The organism is Arthrobacter sp. GCM10027362 (genome assembly GCF_042679445.1).
Lineage (GTDB): Bacteria > Actinomycetota > Actinomycetes > Actinomycetales > Micrococcaceae > Crystallibacter.
In genome coordinates this window covers 1-17,935 of record NZ_JBHTML010000075.1, presented here as the reverse complement: position 1 = coordinate 17,935, position 17,935 = coordinate 1, and the positions used below count along the sequence as shown (strand labels likewise).

Genomic DNA, 17,935 nt, shown 5'->3' with positions numbered 1-17,935 from the left:
AGGAGGCCTTCGAGCGCTACAAGCTCAACGACGTCAACGCCGGCACCTCCGGCACCGCCGGCGGCGAGTCCTGACCCCTCCCTTCCGGCAAAAAACTGGTCGGCAGATGCTCCCCGCCTGCCGAAAGCGGTCGGCAGATGTTGCCTTTGGGGAGAAAGTGGCCTGCGGGCGGCCTCCGCAGGGGAACCTGCCTTGAACGTTCGATCCTGCCACGGCGAGCGGGCGTGTTCGGCTGCGGCCGGACCGCTTCGCCGCCAATTTCTGCGAAGAGCAAGCATCTACTGCCCACTTTCCGCCGGCGGGGAGCATCTGCTGACCGATCTTGGCTTCGGAGGAGGAGGGATTTAGTAGGAACCACACAAATCCCAGGATGTCCCCGGATACGGCCGTGCGCGTATGCTCGATGCATGCCCCAGCCCCGCACCGCGTCCCCTGCCGCCCCCTCCCGCGCCCGTTCCCGGGCCGCCGGAACCGGCCAGCAGGGCGACCCGGAGCTGCTCGAACGGCTCCGCTCGAAGATCGGGGCGCTGTCCACCGCCACCCTGAAGCGGCTGGACACGGACCTGCCCTGGTACCGCAGCCTGCGCCCGGACGAGCGCGCCGCACTGGGCCTGGTGGCGCAGAAGGGGATCGCCTCCTTTGTCACCTGGTACGAGCGGCCCACGTCCCCGGCCTGGGTGATGAACGATGTCTTCGGCACCGCACCCACCGAACTGACCCGCTCGATCAGCCTCCAGCGCGCCCTGCAGCTGATCCGCGTCATCGTGGCCGCGGTGGAGGACCAGGTGCCGGATCTGGCCGGCGGTGCCGGAGAGGCCCCGCTGCGCGAAGCCGTGCTGCGCTACTCGCGCGAGGTCGCCTTCGCGGCCGCCGACGTCTATGCCCGGGCGGCCGAAACCCGCGGCGCCTGGGACACCCGCCTGGAGGCCCTGGTGGTGGACGCCATCCTGCGCGGCGAGAGCTCCGATGCCCTGCGCTCCCGGATTGCTGCGGTGGGCTGGAAGTCGCAGGGCCGGATCACCGTGATGGTCGGCAGTTCCCCCGCCGAGCCCAGTCCGTCCTTCGTCAACGAACTGCGCCGGGCCAGTGCCCGGTTCGCCGATGACACGCTCGTGGGCATCCAGGGCGACCGCCTGATCCTGGTGCTCGGCGGCCTGGGCAGCCATGAGGGGGACCTCGGGTCCGCCTTTGTCCGGCTGAGCGAGCTCTTCGGGCCCGGGCCCGTGGTCTATGGCCCGGAAGCCGCCTCGCTGATCGACGCGAGCGCTTCGGCACAGGCCGCGTTTGCCGGGCTCAATGCCGCTCCGGCGTGGCCGGGGGCGCCGCGGCCGGTGGCGGCCAACGACCTGTGGCCCGAGCGGGTGATGTCCGGGGACGACGCCGCCCGGCGCGAACTGTACAAGTACATCTATGTGCCGCTGGTCACCGCCGGCAACGGCCTGGTGGAGACCCTCTCCGGCTATCTTTCACTGGGACATTCGCTGGAGGCGACCGCCCGGGAACTGTTCGTGCACGCCAACACGGTGCGTTACCGGCTGCGCCGGGTTTGCGACGTCACCGGCTGGGATCCGCTGCTGCCGCGCGAGGCCTTCGTGCTGCAGACAGCCCTGGCGGTGGGCCGCCTGCTGGCCGCCGCACGCCCCGCGCAGGACCGCGGACCTGCCCGGCCGTAGGACCGCGGCATTGTAGACTTCCTACAAAGCCTCCGGGTGAGCTTCGTTCGCCCGGACACCGAAAGAACCCCAACGTCTTTGGAAAGCTGGATACGTGCTTGCAATCGTCTGCCCCGGCCAGGGCTCCCAAACGCCAGGATTCCTCAGCCGGTGGCTGGAAGTGCCGGGCGTTGCCGAACATCTCGCCGAACTGGGCAGCATTGCCGGCCTGGACCTCGCCGCCCACGGCACCGTCTCGGACGAAGAGACGATCAAGGACACCGCCGTGGCCCAGCCGCTGATCGTGGCCGCCGGCCTGGTGGCGGCCCGGGTCCTGACCGACGGGGCGCCGCTGGATCTGTCCACCGTCGTCGCGGGGCACTCGGTGGGCGAAATTACGGCGTCGGCCATCGCCGGCGCACTGACCGAGGCCGACGCGATCACCTTCGTGCGTGAACGTGCCAACGCCATGGCCCGGGCCGCAGCCGAGGCCGAGACCGGCATGAGCGCCGTGCTCGGCGGTGACCCGGACGAGGTGCTGGCCGCCATCGCCCGGGCCGGGCTGACACCGGCCAACGCCAACGGCGGCGGCCAGATCGTGGCCGCCGGAACCCTGGCACAGCTGCAGGCCCTTGCGGCCAACCCGCCGGCCAGGGCGCGGATCATCCCGCTGAAGGTCGCCGGGGCCTTCCACACCGTCCACATGGAGCCGGCCATGGCGGCGCTGGAGGCACTGCGCCCGCAGCTGACGCCGCTGCAGCCGGTGCTCACGCTGCTCTCGAACTACGACGGCGAGCCGGTGGCCGGCGGCGAGGAGAACCTGGACAGCCTCATTGCCCAGGTGTCCAGGCCGGTACGCTGGGATCTGTGCATGGAGGAAATGCTCTCCACGGGCATTACCGGAATCCTGGAACTGCCTCCGGCCGGAACCCTCACGGGACTGGCCAAGCGGGGCATGAAGGGCGTTGCCACCATGGCACTGAAGACTCCGGATGACCTGGACGCCGCCCGTGCGTTCGTTGCCGAACACAGCAGCATCGTCCCGGCCGTCTCTGACGCAAGCTCTGTAACCGAATCTGGAGAAGTCAACTAGTGAGTACCCCCGCCATGCTGCAGTCACCGCTGCGCGAGCATTCCCGCGTCCTGGGCCTGGGCGCCTACCGCCCGGACGTGATCGTGACCAACGAGGACGTCTGCCAGTGGATCGAGTCCTCGGACGAGTGGATCCGCCAGCGCACCGGCATCGTTACCCGCCACCGGGCACCCGCGGACGTCTCGGTGATCGACATGGCCGAAGCTGCCGCCCTGGAGGCGCTGCAGAAAGCCGGCATCGAGGGATCCCAGCTTGGCGCCGTCATCGTCTCCACGGTGTCCCACCCGTACGCCACGCCGTCCGCCGCCGCCGCGCTGGCCGACCGGATCGGCGCGACGCCGGCCCCTGCCTTCGATATTTCCGCCGCCTGCGCCGGCTACTGCTACGGGATTGCCCAGGCCGATGCGCTGGTCCGCTCCGGGACCGCCGAGTATGTGCTGGTGGTCGGGGCCGAGAAGCTCTCCGACGTCATCGACAACACCGAGCGCAGCATCTCCTTCCTGCTCGGCGACGGTGCCGGTGCCGCCGTCGTCGGCCCCTCGGACATCCCCGGCATCAGTCCCTCCGTGTGGGGATCCGACGGCGGCAAGTGGGACGTCATCAGCATGACGCATTCGCTTCTCGAGGTCCGTGACCTGTCGCTGGCTGCAGAGGCCGCCGGCTCCCTGGCCACTGCCGCCAAGGAACGCGACGACGACGGGGGCCGGAAGCTGTGGCCAACGCTGCGTCAGGACGGTCCCTCCGTCTTCCGCTGGGCGGTCTGGGAAATGGCCAAGACCGCCAAGCGTGCCCTGGATGCTGCCGGCGTGCAGCCGGAGGACCTCGCGGCGTTCGTTCCGCACCAGGCGAACATGCGCATCATCGACGAGATGGTCAAGCAGCTGAAACTGCCCGAGAGCGTGGTCGTGGCCCGGGACATCTCCGACGCCGGCAACACGTCCGCGGCGTCCATCCCGCTGGCCACGCACCGGCTGCTGCAGGAAAACCCGCAGCTGTCCGGCGGCCTCTCGCTGCAGATCGGTTTCGGCGCCGGACTGGTGTTCGGCGCGCAGGTGATCATCCTGCCGTAGTATCTTCAGAGTTTCCCCTTACCAAGCCGTCGACAACGGTTTGACAACCCTGCCGGACACCGCGCCGGCGCCACGAGAAAAGGAGCCATTCATGGCGAGCAACGAAGAAATCCTGGCAGGCCTGGCCGAGATCGTGAACGAAGAGACCGGCCTGGCCCCCGAGGCCGTCGAGCTGGACAAGTCCTTCACCGACGACCTGGACATCGATTCCATCTCCATGATGACCATCGTCGTGAACGCGGAGGAAAAGTTCGGCGTGCGCATCCCGGACGAAGAGGTCAAGAACCTCAAGACCGTCGGCGACGCCGTCGACTACATCGCCAACGCCCAGGCATAGCCAGCCGCGAGGGAACGGCGGCCGGCCCCGCCCCCAGGCACGGTCCGGCCGCCCCCTTTGTGCATCCGCCGCTGAGATTTCCCCCAAGACTTTGAGAGATTGAGCCAATGCCACGCAAAGTAGTCATCACCGGTCTCGGTGCCACCACGCCCATCGGTGGCGATGTGCCCACGATGTGGAGGAACGCGCTCAAGGGCGTCTCCGGTGCCCACACGCTCGAGGATGACTGGGTAGCCGACTTCAACCTTCCGGTCACGTTCGCCTGCCGCGCCTCCAACCAGGCCGACGAGGTCCTCACCCGTGTCGAGGCCAAGCGCATGGATCCCTCCACCCAGTTCGCCGTCGTCGCCGCCCGCGAGGCCTGGAAGGATTCGGGTATTGAGGAGATCGACCACGACCGGCTGGCCGTGGCCTTCGCCACCGGCATCGGCGGGGTCTGGACGCTGCTGGACGCCTGGGACACCCTGCGCGAAAAGGGACCCCGCCGCGTCCTGCCGATGACCGTGCCGATGCTGATGCCCAACGGGCCGGCGGCGGCGGTGAGCATGGACCTCGGGGCCCGCGCCGGAGCGCACACCCCGGTCTCCGCCTGTGCCTCGGGCACCGAGGCTCTCTCCCTCGGCATTGAACTGATCCGCACCGGCAAGGCCGACGTGGTCATGACCGGCGGCGCCGAGGCTGCGATCCACCCGATGCCGATCGCCGCGTTCAGTGCCATGCAGGCGCTGTCCAGGCGCAACGACGACCCGGAGCATGCCTCCCGGCCCTACGATATCGACCGCGACGGTTTCGTGATGGGGGAAGGCGCCGGTGCGCTGGTGCTGGAGGCCGAGGAACACGCCCTGGCCCGCGGCGCGCGGATCTACGCCGAACTGGCCGGTGCCGGCGTCACCGCTGATGCCTACCACATCACCGCCCCGGACCCCGAGGGCCTGGGTGCCACCCGGGCGCTGAAGGCCGCCATGTTCGATGCGCGCGTCCAGCCCGAGGACGTGGTGCACATCAATGCCCACGCCACCTCCACGCCGGTGGGTGACAAGCCGGAGTACACGGCCCTGAAGGCGGCCTTCGGCAGCCACGTGGACAACCTGGCGGTCTCGGCCACCAAGTCCCAGACCGGCCACCTGCTTGGTGCCTCCGGTGCCGTGGAATCGGTGATGACCGCGCTGGCCATCTATGAGCGCCAGGCCCCGGTCACCATCAACCTGGAGCACCAGGACCCGGAGATTCCGCTGGACGTGGTCACCTCTGCCCGGAACCTGCCCCAGGGTGACATCGTGGCGCTGAACAACTCCTTCGGCTTCGGCGGACACAACGCCGTGGTGGTGTTCCGCAGCATCTAAAGGTCCGGGCCCGTTGCGCCCGGATAAGCGAAGGGCGGCCAAGCATCGGCTTGGCCGCCCTTCGGCGTTCTCAGACGTTCCCAGCGGGAGGTGGGTGCAGCGGTCCTAGCCGACCTGGTGCAGCCAGCGGACGGGCGCTCCCTCGGCGGCATGGCGGAACGGCTCCAGTTCCTCGTCCCAGGCCTCCCCCAGCGCCAGGGACAGCTCGTGGTAGACCGCGGCCGGATCGCCGGCGCCGGACTCGTAGGCATACCGGATGCGGTCCTCCGAGACCATGATGTTGCCGTGGACGTCCGTGATGGCATGGAAGATGCCAAGCTCGGGAGTGTGGGACCACCGCCCGCCGTCCACGCCGCTGCTGGGCTCCTCGGTGACCTCGTAGCGCAGATGGGCCCAGCCCCGCAGGGCCGAGGCCAGCATGGCACCGGTTCCCTGCGGGCCGACCCATGACAACTCGGCCCGGTACATGCCCGGCGCGGCCGGTTGCGGGGTCCACTCAAGATCCGTGCGTTTGTCCACCACGGATCCAATGGCCCACTCGATGTGCGGGCACAGTGCAGTCGGTGCCGAATGCACAAAAAGAACCCCACGCGTCATCACAACAGACATCCCATCCTCCTATTTGCTGTAGATACGTCTTCCCCTACGATCTGCAGCAAGCGGACAGCCGTCCGGCACAAGATAGTTACAGTGTTGCTATTTCTACCCCTCCCTAAGTACGGCACTCATTCTGCCGCATGAGGCGGCTTTCTGCCAGTGTAACTATATTTGTGCCACGCTTCCCTTTGATTTGCCTTACAATCAGGCCCGCGGATGCGCCTGTTCGTAGCTCTTGCGGAGCCTGTCGACCGAGACGTGCGTGTAGATCTGGGTGGTGGCCAGGCTGCTGTGCCCCAGGATCTCCTGGACCGACCTCAGGTCCGCCCCGCCGTCGAGCAGGTGCGTGGCAGCACTGTGCCGGAGGGCGTGGGGGCTGCTGGCCGAGGTGTCCCCCAGCTGCCCGAACAGCTTCGCCGCGACTGAGCGCACCTGGCGGGCATCGACGCGGCGGCCCCGCCGGCCGAGGAACAGGGCCGCCCCGCTGGCCTCCGTGGCCAGCCGGCCGCGCCCGCGCCGCAGCCAGTCATCCAACGCGGCGGCGGCGGGCACCCCAAAGGGCACGGTCCGTTCCTTGTTGCCCTTGCCCAGCACGCGGACGGTACGCCGTTCGTGGTCCACGTCCTCGAGGTCCAGTCCGACGAGCTCGCTGACCCGAATTCCCGTCGCATAGAACAGCTCCACCATGGCCCGGTTCCGCAGCGGGACCGGTCCGCCCTCGGCGGCCTCGGCGGCCAGGTTCCCGAAGAGGGACTTCATCTGGGCCTGCTGCAGGACCGCAGGGAGGGTCCGCTCCCGCCTCGGGGCCCGCAGCCGCAGCGCCGGGTCCTCCGCGATGAGCTCCTCGCGCAGCGCCCAGGCCGTGAACGTCCTGGCCGCGACGGCGCGCCGTGCGATGGTAGCGCGTGCCTGCCCGGCCGAGCTCATCGTTCCAAGCCAGGAGCGCAGGATGCCCAGGGTGAGCTCCGGCAGCGTGGCCGCCCCGGCTCCGAGCGCGTAGGAAAGCAGGTCCGTGACATCGGCCGTGTAGGCCCGCACCGTGTGGTCGCTGCGCGCACGCTCCGCCTTCAGGTAGCGCGCGAAGTCCTGGACGGCGGAAGCAAACCCGCGCGGCAGGGGCGGCTGTCCGCCGGGGCCGGGTCCATCGCTGCGCATCACTCTTCAACTCTGGTTCCCCGCGGGCCGTAACTCAAGGAGGCGCACGGAGCAGACCGCAACCTGCCGGGGCACAGTACCCGGGCCGCGCCCGGCCGGGACTGTCACCCCCGGCGGCCGCGGCGCCAGCCCGTGGCGTCCTGGACCGCCAGGGAACCGATCTCCAGGCGCCCGAGGCCGGCGAGCACGCGCGGTACCGGCAGCCCGGCAACAACGGCCAGCCGTTCGGCCGTGACACCCCGGCGCACCGGCAGGGCGTCAAGCAGCAGCAAATCCTCCACGCCCAGGCCGTCGTGGTCGGCCGGCTGCGCCTGCCAGCCGCCGTTCTCCGCACCGGCGGCCGCATCCACCGGGCCCAGCAGCTCCGCCACCTCGGCCGCCCCGGTAACGCAGACGGCGCTGCCGTCCCGGAGCAGCCGGTGCGTGCCCGCCGAATTCGCCGAGTACACCGAACCGGGCACGGCGCCGACCGGCCGGCCGAGCTCGGCCGCGTGGTGGGCGGTGTTGAGTGCGCCGGAACGCCACCGGGCCTCCACCACGACGGTGGCGCCGGCGAGTGCGGCAATTAACCGGTTCCGCTGCAGGAAGCGCCAGCGGGTGGGAGCCGCTCCCGGCGGAACCTCCGCGATCAGCAGGCCGCGGTCCGCCACTGCCCGCAGCAGTTCCTCGTTGCCGGCCGGATAGTACCGGTCCAGCCCGCAGGCCATCACGGCCACCGTGGCAGGTCCGGGTCCTTCGGCGGCGGCCAGGGCGGAGCGGTGCGCCTGGGCGTCGATGCCGTAGGCGCCGCCGGAGACAATGCAGCAGCCCTGCTGGACCAGGCCGGCGGCCAGGTCCCCCGCGACGGCATTGCCGTAGCCGGTGCTGTCCCGGGAGCCAACCAGGGCCACCGCACGGCCTGCCGGGGCAATCCCGGCCTGGAAGCTGCCCCGGACCCACAGGCACAGCGGTGCGCCCAGCTGCAGGTCGGCCAAGGCGGGCGGCCACAGCTCATCGCCAGGTACCAGCAGCGCCCCGCCGAAGCGGGCGATAGTAGCCAGGTCCCGGTCCGGCGCAAGGTCCTTGACGCGCGGGGCCCACCGCTGCAGCGCCTCGGCCAGCAGCGCGCCGGACCCCTTGCCAGGTCCGCGGTCAAGCACGCCGGCCAGTTCATCCTGCAACGCGGTTCCCGCCGCGAGCTCCCCGGTGGCGATCCGGAGGGCGTCCACCGGGCCCGCAACGGCAACCAGGGCCAGGCCGACCCAGTCCGTGGGCTCCATCAGCCTCGACAGCGCGGCGCGGGCCCGGCGTGCCTGCCGGCTGGATTCGGCGTTCATGCGGCAGCCAGCTGCTGCCGGAAGGACAGGGCGGTGCCGACGCAGTCCCGGTCCGGACTGCCCAGGCCCTGCAGGTCCGCCATCGTCCAGGCGACACGCAGCACCCTGCTGTAGCCCCGTCCGGTCAACACCTGCAGTTCCATGGCCCGGTCCAAGTCCCCGGTGGCCTTCCGCGGCGGCCTCAGCTCCTTCTTCAGCAGCGCGGCGCCGACTTCGGCATTGACATCATGTCCCCATCGGGCCAGGCGTTCGCGCTGGGCGGCACGGGCGGCCCCCACGCGTCCGGCAATCCGGCTGCTGGGCTCAGCCGCATCACCGGCGGCAATATCCGCCATCGAGATCCGCTGCAGGGTCAGCTGCAGGTCGATCCGGTCCACCAGCGGCCGGGACAGCCGGCCGAAATACCTGCGGCGTTGGTTCGGGCTGCAGACGCACTCGAGCCCCTTCCCTCCGGACATCCCGCACGGGCAGGGGTTGGCGGCCATCACCAGCTGGAACCGTGCCGGATAGCTGGCGGTGCCGGACGCCCTGTGGATGACCAGGCTGCCGCTCTCCAGGGGCTGCCGGAGGGCGTCCAGCACCGTCCGGTCGAACTCCGGCGCCTCGTCCAGGAACAGCACGCCGCGGTGGGCCCGGGATGCCGCCCCGGGCCGGGGCACGCCCGGACCCCCGCCGACAATGGCCGGGCCGGTGGCTGTATGGTGCGGGCTCTCGAATGGCGGTCGGCGGATCAGTTCGGTCAGGTGCTCGGTGGTGCTGCTCAGGGAGTGGATGGCCGTCACCTCCATGGCCTGGTGGTCCGGCAGATCAGGCAGGATGCCCGGCAGCCTCTCGGCCAGCATCGTCTTGCCGGCGCCGGGGGGCCCGACCATCACCAGATGATGCCCTCCGGCCGCAGCGATCTCCAGCGCCGTCCTGGCGGCGTGCTGGCCGACGACATCGGCCATGTCCGGTTCCGGTGGCGCCGGGCGGTCCGCGGCCGTTTCCCTGCCCGCCTGCGGCATCCCGACGGCCTCCTGGAGCAGCAGCCGGCCCGGATCCGCGCCGAAGGCCAGCAGGACCTCGGCGAGGGTGTCGAAACTGCTGACCATGGCGCCGGGCACCAGCCGCGCCTCGGCGGCATTGCCGGCGGCCACCACCACGTCCGGACATCCCCCGCGCACTGCCGCCATGACGGCCGGCAGCACACCCCGCACCGGCCGCAGCCTGCCGTCCAACCCGAGCTCGGCAATGAACACGGTCCGCCCGCTCGACCGGATGTCCCCGGCAGCCTGGAGGGCCGACATCAGGATGGAAAGGTCGAAGCCCGAGCCCTTCTTCGGCAGCGACGCGGGTACGAGGTTGACGGTGATCTTCCGCCGGCTCAGCGGGATGCCCGCGTTCTTGGCCGCGGACTTGATCCGGTCCCTGGCCTCGTTCAGCGAGGCGTCCGGCAGCCCCAGCAGGATGAAGGCGGGCAGCGACTGCGAGATATCCGCTTCAACCTCGACCAGATAGCCGTCCAGCCCCACCAGGGCCACGGCGAAGGTCCTGCCCAGCGCCATCAGCCGATCGCCTTCAGCTGCTCGATGACCGGTTGGCCGGTGCCGTCGTCCAGGACCGCGATGGCGTCGATCCGCAGCCCGGCCGCCCCCATCCCGTGGGCGCGCAGCCACTGCCGGGCAACGATTTGCAGCCGGTGGACCTTGGCCTGGGTGATTGCTTCGAAGGGATGCCCGAAGTCAGGATTCCGCCGGGTCTTCACCTCGGACACCACCACGGTGGCACCCTCCAGCGCAACGATGTCCAGTTCCCCCGCCGGTCCGCGCCAGTTGCGGTCCAGCACACGCTGGCCGGAGCGTTCGACGAAACCGGCGGCGAGTTCCTCGCCGTGCCTGCCGAGTATGTCTTTGGGTCTCATGCCCTCCAGCGTGCCCGGTTCCGGAGGGCCGGCACAGGACCGGCCGCGGACCTGTGGACGGCCCTCCGGAGCCCGGCCCTGTGGAGGAAGGGACCCGGAGGGCGGTGCGGCGCGTCAGTGTCCCAGACCGCCGTCCTTGGGCAGGGCCAGATCGTCGTTCTTGGTCAGTTCCTCGATGTTGACGTCCTTGAAGGTAATCACCCTGACGCTCTTGACGAAGCGGGCCGAACGATAGACGTCCCAGACCCAGGCATCCTGCAGCGTCAGGTCGAAGTAGATTTCGCCGTCGGCCGAGCGGGCCTGCAGATCCACGTGGTTGGCCAGGTAGAAGCGCCGCTCCGTCTCCACCACATAGCTGAAAAGCCCGGCAACGTCCCGGTACTCCCGGTAGAGCTGCAGCTCCATGTCCGTCTCATAGTTCTCAAGATCTTCGGCGCTCATACCTCTATCTTCCCCCACGCCGGCGAGAGTTCAGACTCCGTCCGGAAAGGGCGGGGCCAGCCGCCAGCTCCGCCGGTGGAATTCGCAGGCTCCCTGGGCCAGGATCGCGGCCCGGTGCGCCTCGGTGGCATAGCCCTTGTTCACTTCCCAGCCGTAACCGGGGTGCTCCAGCGCCAGCCTGGCCATCATCGCGTCCCGTTCCACCTTGGCCAGCACACTCGCTGCCGCCACGCTCAGGCACTGCAGGTCCGCCTTGATCCGGGTGCGCACCGGAGCATCGCAGCCGGTGCCGTCGTCGGCGGCGCCGAGGGCATCGAACAAGGTCGCCTGGGCGGGCGAGAGCCAGTTGTGGTTGCCGTCCAGGATCACGATGTCCGGGCGCACCACGGCGCAGACCTGCAGCCAGGCGCGCGTGCCGGCCAGGCGCAGCGCGGCGGTCAGACCGAACTCGTCGATCTCGGCCGCGGTGGCGTGCCCCACGGCCCAGGCCGCGGCCCTGGAGCGGATCCGCGGCACCAGCAGCTCGCGGTTGGCAGGCGCCAGCAGCTTGCTGTCCCGCACCCCTTTCAGGTGCTTCACGCCGGCGGTGTCCACCACCACCATGCCGACGCTGACCGGCCCGGCCAGCGCCCCGCGGCCGACCTCGTCCGCCCCGGCCACAAAGCGGTGGCCGTCGGCGGCGAAGGACCGCTCGAAGCGCAGGGTGGCGTCCTTGGTCATTCCGGTCCCGTCCCGGCTACTGCCCGTCGTTCCGCACCGGGGCCGCCTGCCGGGCGGGAACGCCGTCGAACACTTCGGGGTAGTTCCCCACAAAGCCCATCCGCTCCAGCGGCCAGGCGATCACCGCGGCCTTGCCTTCCACCGACCGCACGTCCACGAAGCCGTGCGAGGATTCCTTCCGGTGCTCGCGGGAGTCCGCCGAGTGGTTGCGGTTGTCCCCCATGACCCAGAGCTTGCCCTCGGGAACCGTGACATCGAAGGGGATCCGCTCGTTGTCCGAACCGGGTGCCAGGTAAGGCTCGGTCAGGGGCTTGCCGTTGACCGAGATCCGGCCGTCCGCGTCGCAGCAGACCACATGGTCCCCGGCCACGCCGATGACACGTTTGACCAGATGCTGCTGGGAGCTGTCCGGCAGCAGCCCCACGAAGGTGAGCGCCTGCTGGAACCAGTTCTGCTGCGAGTGCGTGCCGTTCGGCGGCAGCCAGCCCAGGTCGTCCCGGAAGACGACGACGTCACCCCTGCTGAGCGCGAACGGCTCCGGCACCAGCAGGTTCACGAAGATCCTGTCGTCCACTTCCAAGGTGTCCTCCATCGAGGTGGACGGGATGTAGAAGGCGCGGAACAGGAAGGTCTTGATCAGGAAGGACAGCACCAGCGCCACCCCGATGATGATGCCGATTTCGCGCAACCAGGACAGCAGCGGCGAGCGCGCCGTCCCGGACCCGCCGTGTTTGCCCGCCCGGCGGCCGCTCCGGCCGGGCCCTCCGGTGCCGGTACGGGTCTCCGGGTTGTCCGCGGGATCCTGCTCCATCTTCACAGTCCTTGACTCACTGTCCTTCGTCCGTTCCTGCCGGCCCGCCGAGCGGCGTCCGCTCCAGTACTGCGCTGCGCCCCAGCGGCCAGATGATGCCCAGCGGCCGGCCGATGACCCGGTCTATTGGAACCATACCGCCACCGGGGGCTCCCAGCAGAGACCTGGAGTCGGCGGACACGGACCGGTGGTCCCCCATCAGCCACAGCCTCCCTGCCGGCACCTCGGCGGTGAACTTTATCCGGCTGGGTTCGTCGCCGGGAAAAACATACTCCTCCGTCACGGGCGTGCCGTTGACCGTTAGGCGTCCGTCGGGCGCGCAGCAGGCCACGGTGTCTCCGGGCAGCCCGATCACGCGCTTGACATAGACCGTGTCGCTGCCGGCGACGCCGAGCCACTGTCCCAGCCCGGCCACGGCGTCCACGACCGGCGGGTTGCCGCTGCGGAACGGTGCGAAGGTGCCCCGGCCGTCAAAGACCACCAGGTCCCCGCGCCGGACCGGTCCGGACCGGTAGTCCGTGCGCGAGACCAGCACCCGGTCCCCGGCCTGCAGCAGCGGCTCCATTGAGCCGGAGGGGATGTAGTACACATCCACCAGCGTGGCGCGGACGGCGGCGCTGGCCAGCACCGCCGACACCAGGGCCAGGCACACAAAACGCCAGCCCGGGAATCCGGACCGGCGTTTTGGCTGCCGACCGGATGTAGCGTGGTCGGCCGAAGGCTGCTGCACTGCCAGCTCAGTTAATCCGAAGTTGCTCGGGCAAACCGGATTACTTGGCGGCGGTGTAGTCGCGCTTCTCCTTGATCTTGGCGGCCTTGCCGTGGCGGTCGCGCATGTAGTACAGCTTCGCCCGGCGCACGTCACCCCTGGTGACGACCTCGATCCGGTCGATGATCGGGGAATGTACCGGGAAGGTGCGCTCCACGCCAACACCGAAGGACACCTTGCGGACGGTGAAAGTCTCGCGGACGCCGTCGCCCTGGCGTCCCATCACGAAGCCCTGGAACACCTGGATACGGGTGTTCTTGCCTTCGATGATGTTCACGTGGACCTTCACGGTGTCACCGGGACGGAACTCGGGGATGTCACTGCGCAGGGAGGCGGCGTCGACTGCGTCGAGGATATGCATTTTCATCACTCCTGGTGAACGCCACAGGTCATTCACGTAGATCACGGCCACGGCGCCCGCCAAGTGCGGGCCACGGGTGCCGAAAATTCAGTGACCGCCGGGTCCGGGAATCGGCCGACGGCGTATTTGGCTGTTGGCTGCGCGGCCCCCTGTGGCAGGCGCGAACCCAGCAAACACAGTCATTCATTCTGCCACATGCCGGGCGCCCGCAACAATTCAGGACGTCCGCTCCGACGCCTGCACCGCCCGGACCCCGTCAGGCGTGACGGCGTAGCCGAGGCCCTCCAGGGTGGCCTTGTCCGCCTTGTCCAGGCCGGCCGGGTCCAGCGCCTCGATCAGGTCCGGGCGGCGCGCGGCGGTGCGCCGGAGCTGCTCATCCCGGCGGTGCCGCGCAATCCGGGCATGGTTGCCGCTGAGCAGCACCTCGGGGATGCCCCGGCCGCGCCACTCGGAGGGCTTGGTGTAGACCGGGTACTCCAGCAGCCCGTCCGAGTGGGATTCCTCCACGAGGGATTCGGGATTGCCGACGACACCGGGCAGCAGCCTGCCGATGGCCTCCACCATTGCCAGCACCGCCACTTCCCCGCCGTTGAGCACGTAGTCGCCGAGGCTGACCGGCCGGACGGTAAAGGCCTGGGCGGCCCATTCCAGCACGCGCTCGTCGATGCCTTCGTAACGGCCGCAGGCGAAGACCAGATGGTCCTCTTCGGCCAGTTCATAGGCCAGCGCCTGGTTGAAGACCTCGCCCGCGGGCGAGGGGACGATCAGGACGGGGCGGGCAGCCCGACTGCCGGACTCCGCAGGGGCCGGGCGGCCGGCCAGGATGGATTCCAGGGCCAGGGCCCACGGCTCGGGCTTCATCACCATGCCGGCTCCCCCGCCATAGGGAGTATCGTCCACGGTCCGGTGCCGGTCCGCGGTGAAGTCCCGCAGGTCGTGCACGTGCAGCTGCAGCAGCCCCTCCCGCCGGGCCTTGCCGATCAGGGACAGGTCCAGGGCGGCCAGGTATTCCGGGAAGATGCTGACGACGTCGATGCGCACCTAGCGCACCCCGCCGCCGTCGTCCGGCTCGCCGCCCGCATCCGGGGCATTGAGCTCGAACAGCCCGGCGGGCGGGGTCAGCCGCACGAAGCCGGCCTCGATATCCACCTCGGGCACGATGGCGGTCACGAACGGGACCAGCACTTCCTCCCCGTTCAGTGCCTCGACCACCAGCAGGTCCTGGGCCGGCATCGTGTTCAGCCCGGACACCTTGCCGACCTCGCGGCCTTCCACCAGCACAACCAGGCCCACCAGCTCGTGCTCGTACCAGGCGTCGTCCTCATTCCCGGCATCCCCGATTTCGAGGAACAGCCGGGCCCCGCGCAGTTCCTCGGCCCGGTTCCGGTCCGGCACCTCGTGGAAGGCCAGCAGCAGGATCTCCTTGTTCCAGCGGGCGCTGCGCAGCGTCAGCGGCCCGAGCCCGGCCGGCTCCACCACGAATTCGGCGTCGGGGACGAAACGGTCGTCCGGGGCATCGGTGAGCACCTGCACGGTGACTTCCCCGCGGATGCCGTGGGGCCTGCCGATCCGCGCAACCTGTACCTGCATGATTCTCCTCATCCGTGAAAAAACCTCCGGCTCCTGAACCATTATCTGGTGCAGGAGCCGGAGGCTGTGTTTTTGCCTGCTCCGCGCCTGGGCGCGGGCCGAGCGATGCTCAGCGGCGGCGGTCCGTGTCCACCACGTCCACGCGTACCTGCTCGCCGCCCGGCAGGGCGTTGATCACGGTGCGCAGCGCGCGGGCGGTCCGGCCCTGGCGGCCGATGACGCGGCCCAAGTCATCCTGGTGAACGCGCACTTCGATGATATCTCCGCGGCGGTTGTTCTTCATCGCGACCTTGACATCCTCAGGGCTGTCAACAATGCCGCGGACCAGATGCTCGAGCGCCTCCGCCAGCATTTACTCTGCCTTTGCCGTCTCGTCGGCAGGCTCGGCTTCCGCGGCCGGGGCTTCGTCTTCGGCCTTGGCCTTCTTGGTGATGGCCTCGGGGATGATGACGGAGTCCTTCTCGGGAACCACGAAGGCCTCCTTGCCGGCCTTGGTCTTCAAGGTGCCTTCCTGGCCCGGCAGTCCCTTGAACTTCTGCCAGTCGCCGGTGATCTTGAAGATCGCGGCAACCTGCTCGGTCGGCTGCGCGCCGACACCGAGCCAGTACTGGGCGCGGTCCGACTTGACCTCGATGAACGAGGGCTCCTCGGTCGGGTGGTACTTGCCGATCTCCTCGATGGCACGGCCGTCGCGCTTGGCGCGGGAGTCCATGACAACGATGCGGTAGAACGGCTGGCGCATCTTACCGAAGCGCTTAAGGCGAATCTTTACGGCCACTCTTGTGGTCACTCCTGGTTCTGAAAGTGGGCGAGCCCGTATGTCTGCTCCCGTGGGGCGGGCCATGGTTGGGGCTCTAAGGACAAGATGCACGCGCGGAGAGAGGGTCCGCGCGGATCGAGTACCTGTCCATTGTGCCAGATACTGTCCAGTCCGCGCGAGTTGGGCCGGTGCGTTACGATCCGTGCCGGCTGCGGCGCCGGCCGGGCAGTTCAGGTCGAGATGCTCCAGACGTAGAGCTGCTGGCGGTCATCCTCCGGCACGGAGGCTGCCAGTTCGGCGATCCGGCGGACCGTCTCCTCGGCCTCCGGGCCGCTGAACGGCATGTCTTCCTCCGAGGCCCACGCCTCGGCGACGTCCGGGATCAGGGACGCGCCCTCGTCGTCGGTCCGGGTGAGCAGCTCCGCCAGGGAGCGGACCATGGAGTCGGGCACGACCATGAGCGTATCGCTGGCGACGTCGGCCAGATGCAACGCGGCCTCCTCGTCGGCATGCACCGCCTTGCCGGCGAGGGTCCCGAGGATCTCGAGCTCCAGGTCCGTGATGCCGTTGATCCGGGCATGCGGCGCGTCGGGCAGGTCGGCGGCCGGACTGCCCGCCGCGGAAGCATCCAGGGCGGCGGCCCGGCGAACCGCGGCCTCATGGGTGGCGATGAAGACTTCGGTGATACTGGACATGCCTGCTCCCGCGCTGGACGATCTGGTCCTCCCCAGCGTAGCCATCCGCTCCGGCGCGTGGAAATCCCGGTCAGGCTGCTGCCACGCGCAGCCGGTTGCGCCACGGATCCTCGAAGCGCAGCTCCGCCCCCGTATGGTGATGGGCGACGCCCGCGAAGGCGAGGCGCTCGGCCAGGGCGCCGACTTCGTCCTGGTGCGGCACGTGGATCAGCACCTCGCCCAGGCCCAGGGTGTCCTTGCGCGGACCGGCGCCGCGGCTGTTCCAGACATTCATGGCCATGTGGTGGTGGTAGCCGCCGGCAGAGACGAAGATGGCCTGCCCGTGCCACCCGGCGGTGCGCTCGAAGCCGAGGGTGTTGACATAGAACTGCTCGGCGGTCTGCGTGTCACCCACCTGCAGGTGGACGTGGCCGATGGCGGCGCCTTCCTGGCGCTGCTTCGCCAGCGACTCCTCGGTGAGGTTCTGCTGCAGGAACACCTGCGGCGGCAGGGCCAGGCTGTCCATGTGGACTTCCCTGCGGCCGTCCGCGGTGGTGGTCCATTCCCAGGCTTCCCGGGGCTTGTCAAAATACAGCTCGATGCCGTTGCCCTCGGGGTCGGTGAAGTAGAACGCCTCGCTGACCAGATGGTCCGCACTGCCGACGAAGGCCCGGGGCTCGTACTGCGCGGCGGTGGCGACGGTGGCCGCCAGCGCGGAGCGGTCCCCGAAGAGGAAGGCGGTGTGGAACAGGCCCGCTTCGCCGCGGGAGGGCAGCTGCAGCCCGGCCGCCGGCGCCAGGTGCACCAGGGGCGTGGTGCCGCGGCCCAGGTAGACGCCGCCGAGCCCCTCGGCCACCGGGTCGAGGCCGAGCGCCTGCTGGTAGTAGGCAACCATCTTGCCCATGTCGCCCACCTTGAGCATGACGGTACCCATGGTCAGGTCGGCGGAAAGGAGGTCCTGGCTGCTTGCTTGAAGGTTCATGTAAATAGAATACTTGAAGCTTCATGTTTATTCCAGCCCCGCCGCCGTCGCCGATCCGCTCGGCCCCCAGGCGCCGGCGGGATACCTGGAACCGGCCCGCGTCGCGGACGGCGAAGCCGGCATTGCAAAGGAACTCGGGCCGCGCAGCCATGGAACCGCAGGGCCAGGCCGGCCACAGCCCCAGGCCGGTCCCGAAAATGCGTCAGCGCCGGCGGTTGCGGTACTTCAGGTACCCGTAGAAGGCCAGATCTCCCGCGGCCTGGACGGCCAGCGTCAGCGCCCCGGCCCGAAGGAAGCCCGCAGTGCTGGCCGGACGCCGGGCCGCGGAGCGGTAGAGCGCGGCGGCGGCCGCACCGGCGACGGC

Annotated in this window: 21 protein-coding genes; 5 read left to right on the top strand and 16 right to left on the bottom strand. The window is 69.6% G+C overall.

The genetic code is table 11. The annotated features are described in order from the left end of the window. Positions 1-407 precede the first annotated feature (407 nt). The 5 genes from ACFQ36_RS12205 to fabF all read left to right on the top strand — a co-directional run bounded on the left by ACFQ36_RS12205 (position 408) and on the right by fabF (position 5,495). Positions 408-1,673 (top strand): PucR family transcriptional regulator, encoded by a 1,266-nt coding sequence (locus ACFQ36_RS12205; RefSeq protein ID WP_377013984.1) that lies wholly within the window; start codon positions 408-410, stop codon positions 1,671-1,673. Between the two features lie 94 nt (positions 1,674-1,767). After that, a complete protein-coding gene (locus tag ACFQ36_RS12200; RefSeq protein ID WP_377013982.1) occupies positions 1,768-2,745 on the top strand; it encodes an ACP S-malonyltransferase in 978 nt (325 codons plus the stop codon). 14 nt (positions 2,746-2,759) lie between these two features. Continuing rightward, positions 2,760-3,815 carry a beta-ketoacyl-ACP synthase III gene (locus ACFQ36_RS12195; RefSeq protein ID WP_377013986.1) on the top strand — a complete coding sequence of 352 codons (1,056 nt, stop codon included), beginning with the start codon at positions 2,760-2,762 and terminating at the stop codon, positions 3,813-3,815. Between the two features lie 91 nt (positions 3,816-3,906). Next, positions 3,907-4,152: an acyl carrier protein gene (locus tag ACFQ36_RS12190; RefSeq protein ID WP_377013980.1), complete on the top strand. Its 246-nt coding sequence runs from the start codon at positions 3,907-3,909 to the stop codon at positions 4,150-4,152. Positions 4,153-4,259: 107 nt separating this feature from the next. Then, a complete protein-coding gene (gene fabF / locus ACFQ36_RS12185; RefSeq protein WP_377013979.1) occupies positions 4,260-5,495 on the top strand; it encodes a beta-ketoacyl-ACP synthase II in 1,236 nt (411 codons plus the stop codon). Between the two features lie 105 nt (positions 5,496-5,600). Here the strand turns inward: fabF and ACFQ36_RS12180 are convergent, their stop codons facing one another. From ACFQ36_RS12180 to ACFQ36_RS12105, 16 genes are all read right to left on the bottom strand, one after another. After that, a complete protein-coding gene (locus tag ACFQ36_RS12180; RefSeq protein WP_377013977.1) occupies positions 5,601-6,104 on the bottom strand; it encodes a DUF3145 domain-containing protein in 504 nt (167 codons plus the stop codon). 192 nt (positions 6,105-6,296) lie between these two features. After that, positions 6,297-7,247, bottom strand: coding sequence for a tyrosine recombinase XerC (locus ACFQ36_RS12175; RefSeq protein ID WP_377013975.1), 951 nt, complete (start codon positions 7,245-7,247; stop codon positions 6,297-6,299). A gap of 104 nt (positions 7,248-7,351) precedes the next feature. Further along, entirely contained in the window at positions 7,352-8,563 is a 1,212-nt protein-coding gene (gene dprA, locus ACFQ36_RS12170; RefSeq protein WP_377013973.1) for a DNA-processing protein DprA, read from the bottom strand. After that, positions 8,560-10,107, bottom strand: coding sequence for a YifB family Mg chelatase-like AAA ATPase (locus ACFQ36_RS12165; protein WP_377013971.1), 1,548 nt, complete (start codon positions 10,105-10,107; stop codon positions 8,560-8,562). The genes dprA and ACFQ36_RS12165 overlap by 4 nt, the downstream gene beginning before the upstream one ends. After that, positions 10,107-10,463: a YraN family protein gene (locus ACFQ36_RS12160; RefSeq protein ID WP_377013969.1), complete on the bottom strand. Its 357-nt coding sequence runs from the start codon at positions 10,461-10,463 to the stop codon at positions 10,107-10,109. Before ACFQ36_RS12160 ends, ACFQ36_RS12165 begins: the two co-directional genes overlap by 1 nt. A 114-nt stretch (positions 10,464-10,577) precedes the next feature. Next, positions 10,578-10,904 carry a DUF2469 domain-containing protein gene (locus ACFQ36_RS12155; RefSeq protein ID WP_377013968.1) on the bottom strand — a complete coding sequence of 109 codons (327 nt, stop codon included), beginning with the start codon at positions 10,902-10,904 and terminating at the stop codon, positions 10,578-10,580. Between the two features lie 30 nt (positions 10,905-10,934). Next, positions 10,935-11,624, bottom strand: a complete 690-nt coding sequence (locus ACFQ36_RS12150; RefSeq protein WP_377013966.1) for a ribonuclease HII — start codon at positions 11,622-11,624, stop codon at positions 10,935-10,937. A 16-nt stretch (positions 11,625-11,640) separates the two neighbouring features. Then, positions 11,641-12,435, bottom strand: coding sequence for a signal peptidase I (gene lepB / locus ACFQ36_RS12145; RefSeq protein WP_377013964.1), 795 nt, complete (start codon positions 12,433-12,435; stop codon positions 11,641-11,643). A gap of 16 nt (positions 12,436-12,451) precedes the next feature. Next, positions 12,452-13,087, bottom strand: a complete 636-nt coding sequence (gene lepB / locus ACFQ36_RS12140) for a signal peptidase I (RefSeq protein WP_377013962.1) — start codon at positions 13,085-13,087, stop codon at positions 12,452-12,454. A 118-nt stretch (positions 13,088-13,205) separates the two neighbouring features. Continuing rightward, on the bottom strand, positions 13,206-13,565 hold the full coding sequence (gene rplS / locus ACFQ36_RS12135; RefSeq protein WP_377013960.1) for a 50S ribosomal protein L19: 360 nt from the start codon (positions 13,563-13,565) through the stop codon (positions 13,206-13,208). Positions 13,566-13,781: 216 nt separating this feature from the next. Next, positions 13,782-14,606 (bottom strand): tRNA (guanosine(37)-N1)-methyltransferase TrmD, encoded by an 825-nt coding sequence (gene trmD, locus ACFQ36_RS12130; protein WP_377013958.1) that lies wholly within the window; start codon positions 14,604-14,606, stop codon positions 13,782-13,784. Further along, on the bottom strand, positions 14,607-15,155 hold the full coding sequence (rimM, locus tag ACFQ36_RS12125; protein ID WP_377013956.1) for a ribosome maturation factor RimM: 549 nt from the start codon (positions 15,153-15,155) through the stop codon (positions 14,607-14,609). It lies immediately after the preceding gene. 109 nt (positions 15,156-15,264) lie between these two features. After that, positions 15,265-15,507 (bottom strand): RNA-binding protein, encoded by a 243-nt coding sequence (locus ACFQ36_RS12120; protein WP_168486728.1) that lies wholly within the window; start codon positions 15,505-15,507, stop codon positions 15,265-15,267. After that, a complete protein-coding gene (gene rpsP / locus ACFQ36_RS12115; protein ID WP_377013954.1) occupies positions 15,508-15,933 on the bottom strand; it encodes a 30S ribosomal protein S16 in 426 nt (141 codons plus the stop codon). It abuts the gene before it with no gap. 212 nt (positions 15,934-16,145) lie between these two features. Then, positions 16,146-16,610: a hypothetical protein gene (locus tag ACFQ36_RS12110; RefSeq protein WP_377013952.1), complete on the bottom strand. Its 465-nt coding sequence runs from the start codon at positions 16,608-16,610 to the stop codon at positions 16,146-16,148. Between the two features lie 70 nt (positions 16,611-16,680). Then, positions 16,681-17,571: a VOC family protein gene (locus tag ACFQ36_RS12105; RefSeq protein WP_377013950.1), complete on the bottom strand. Its 891-nt coding sequence runs from the start codon at positions 17,569-17,571 to the stop codon at positions 16,681-16,683. Between the last annotated feature and the right edge of the window lie 364 nt (positions 17,572-17,935).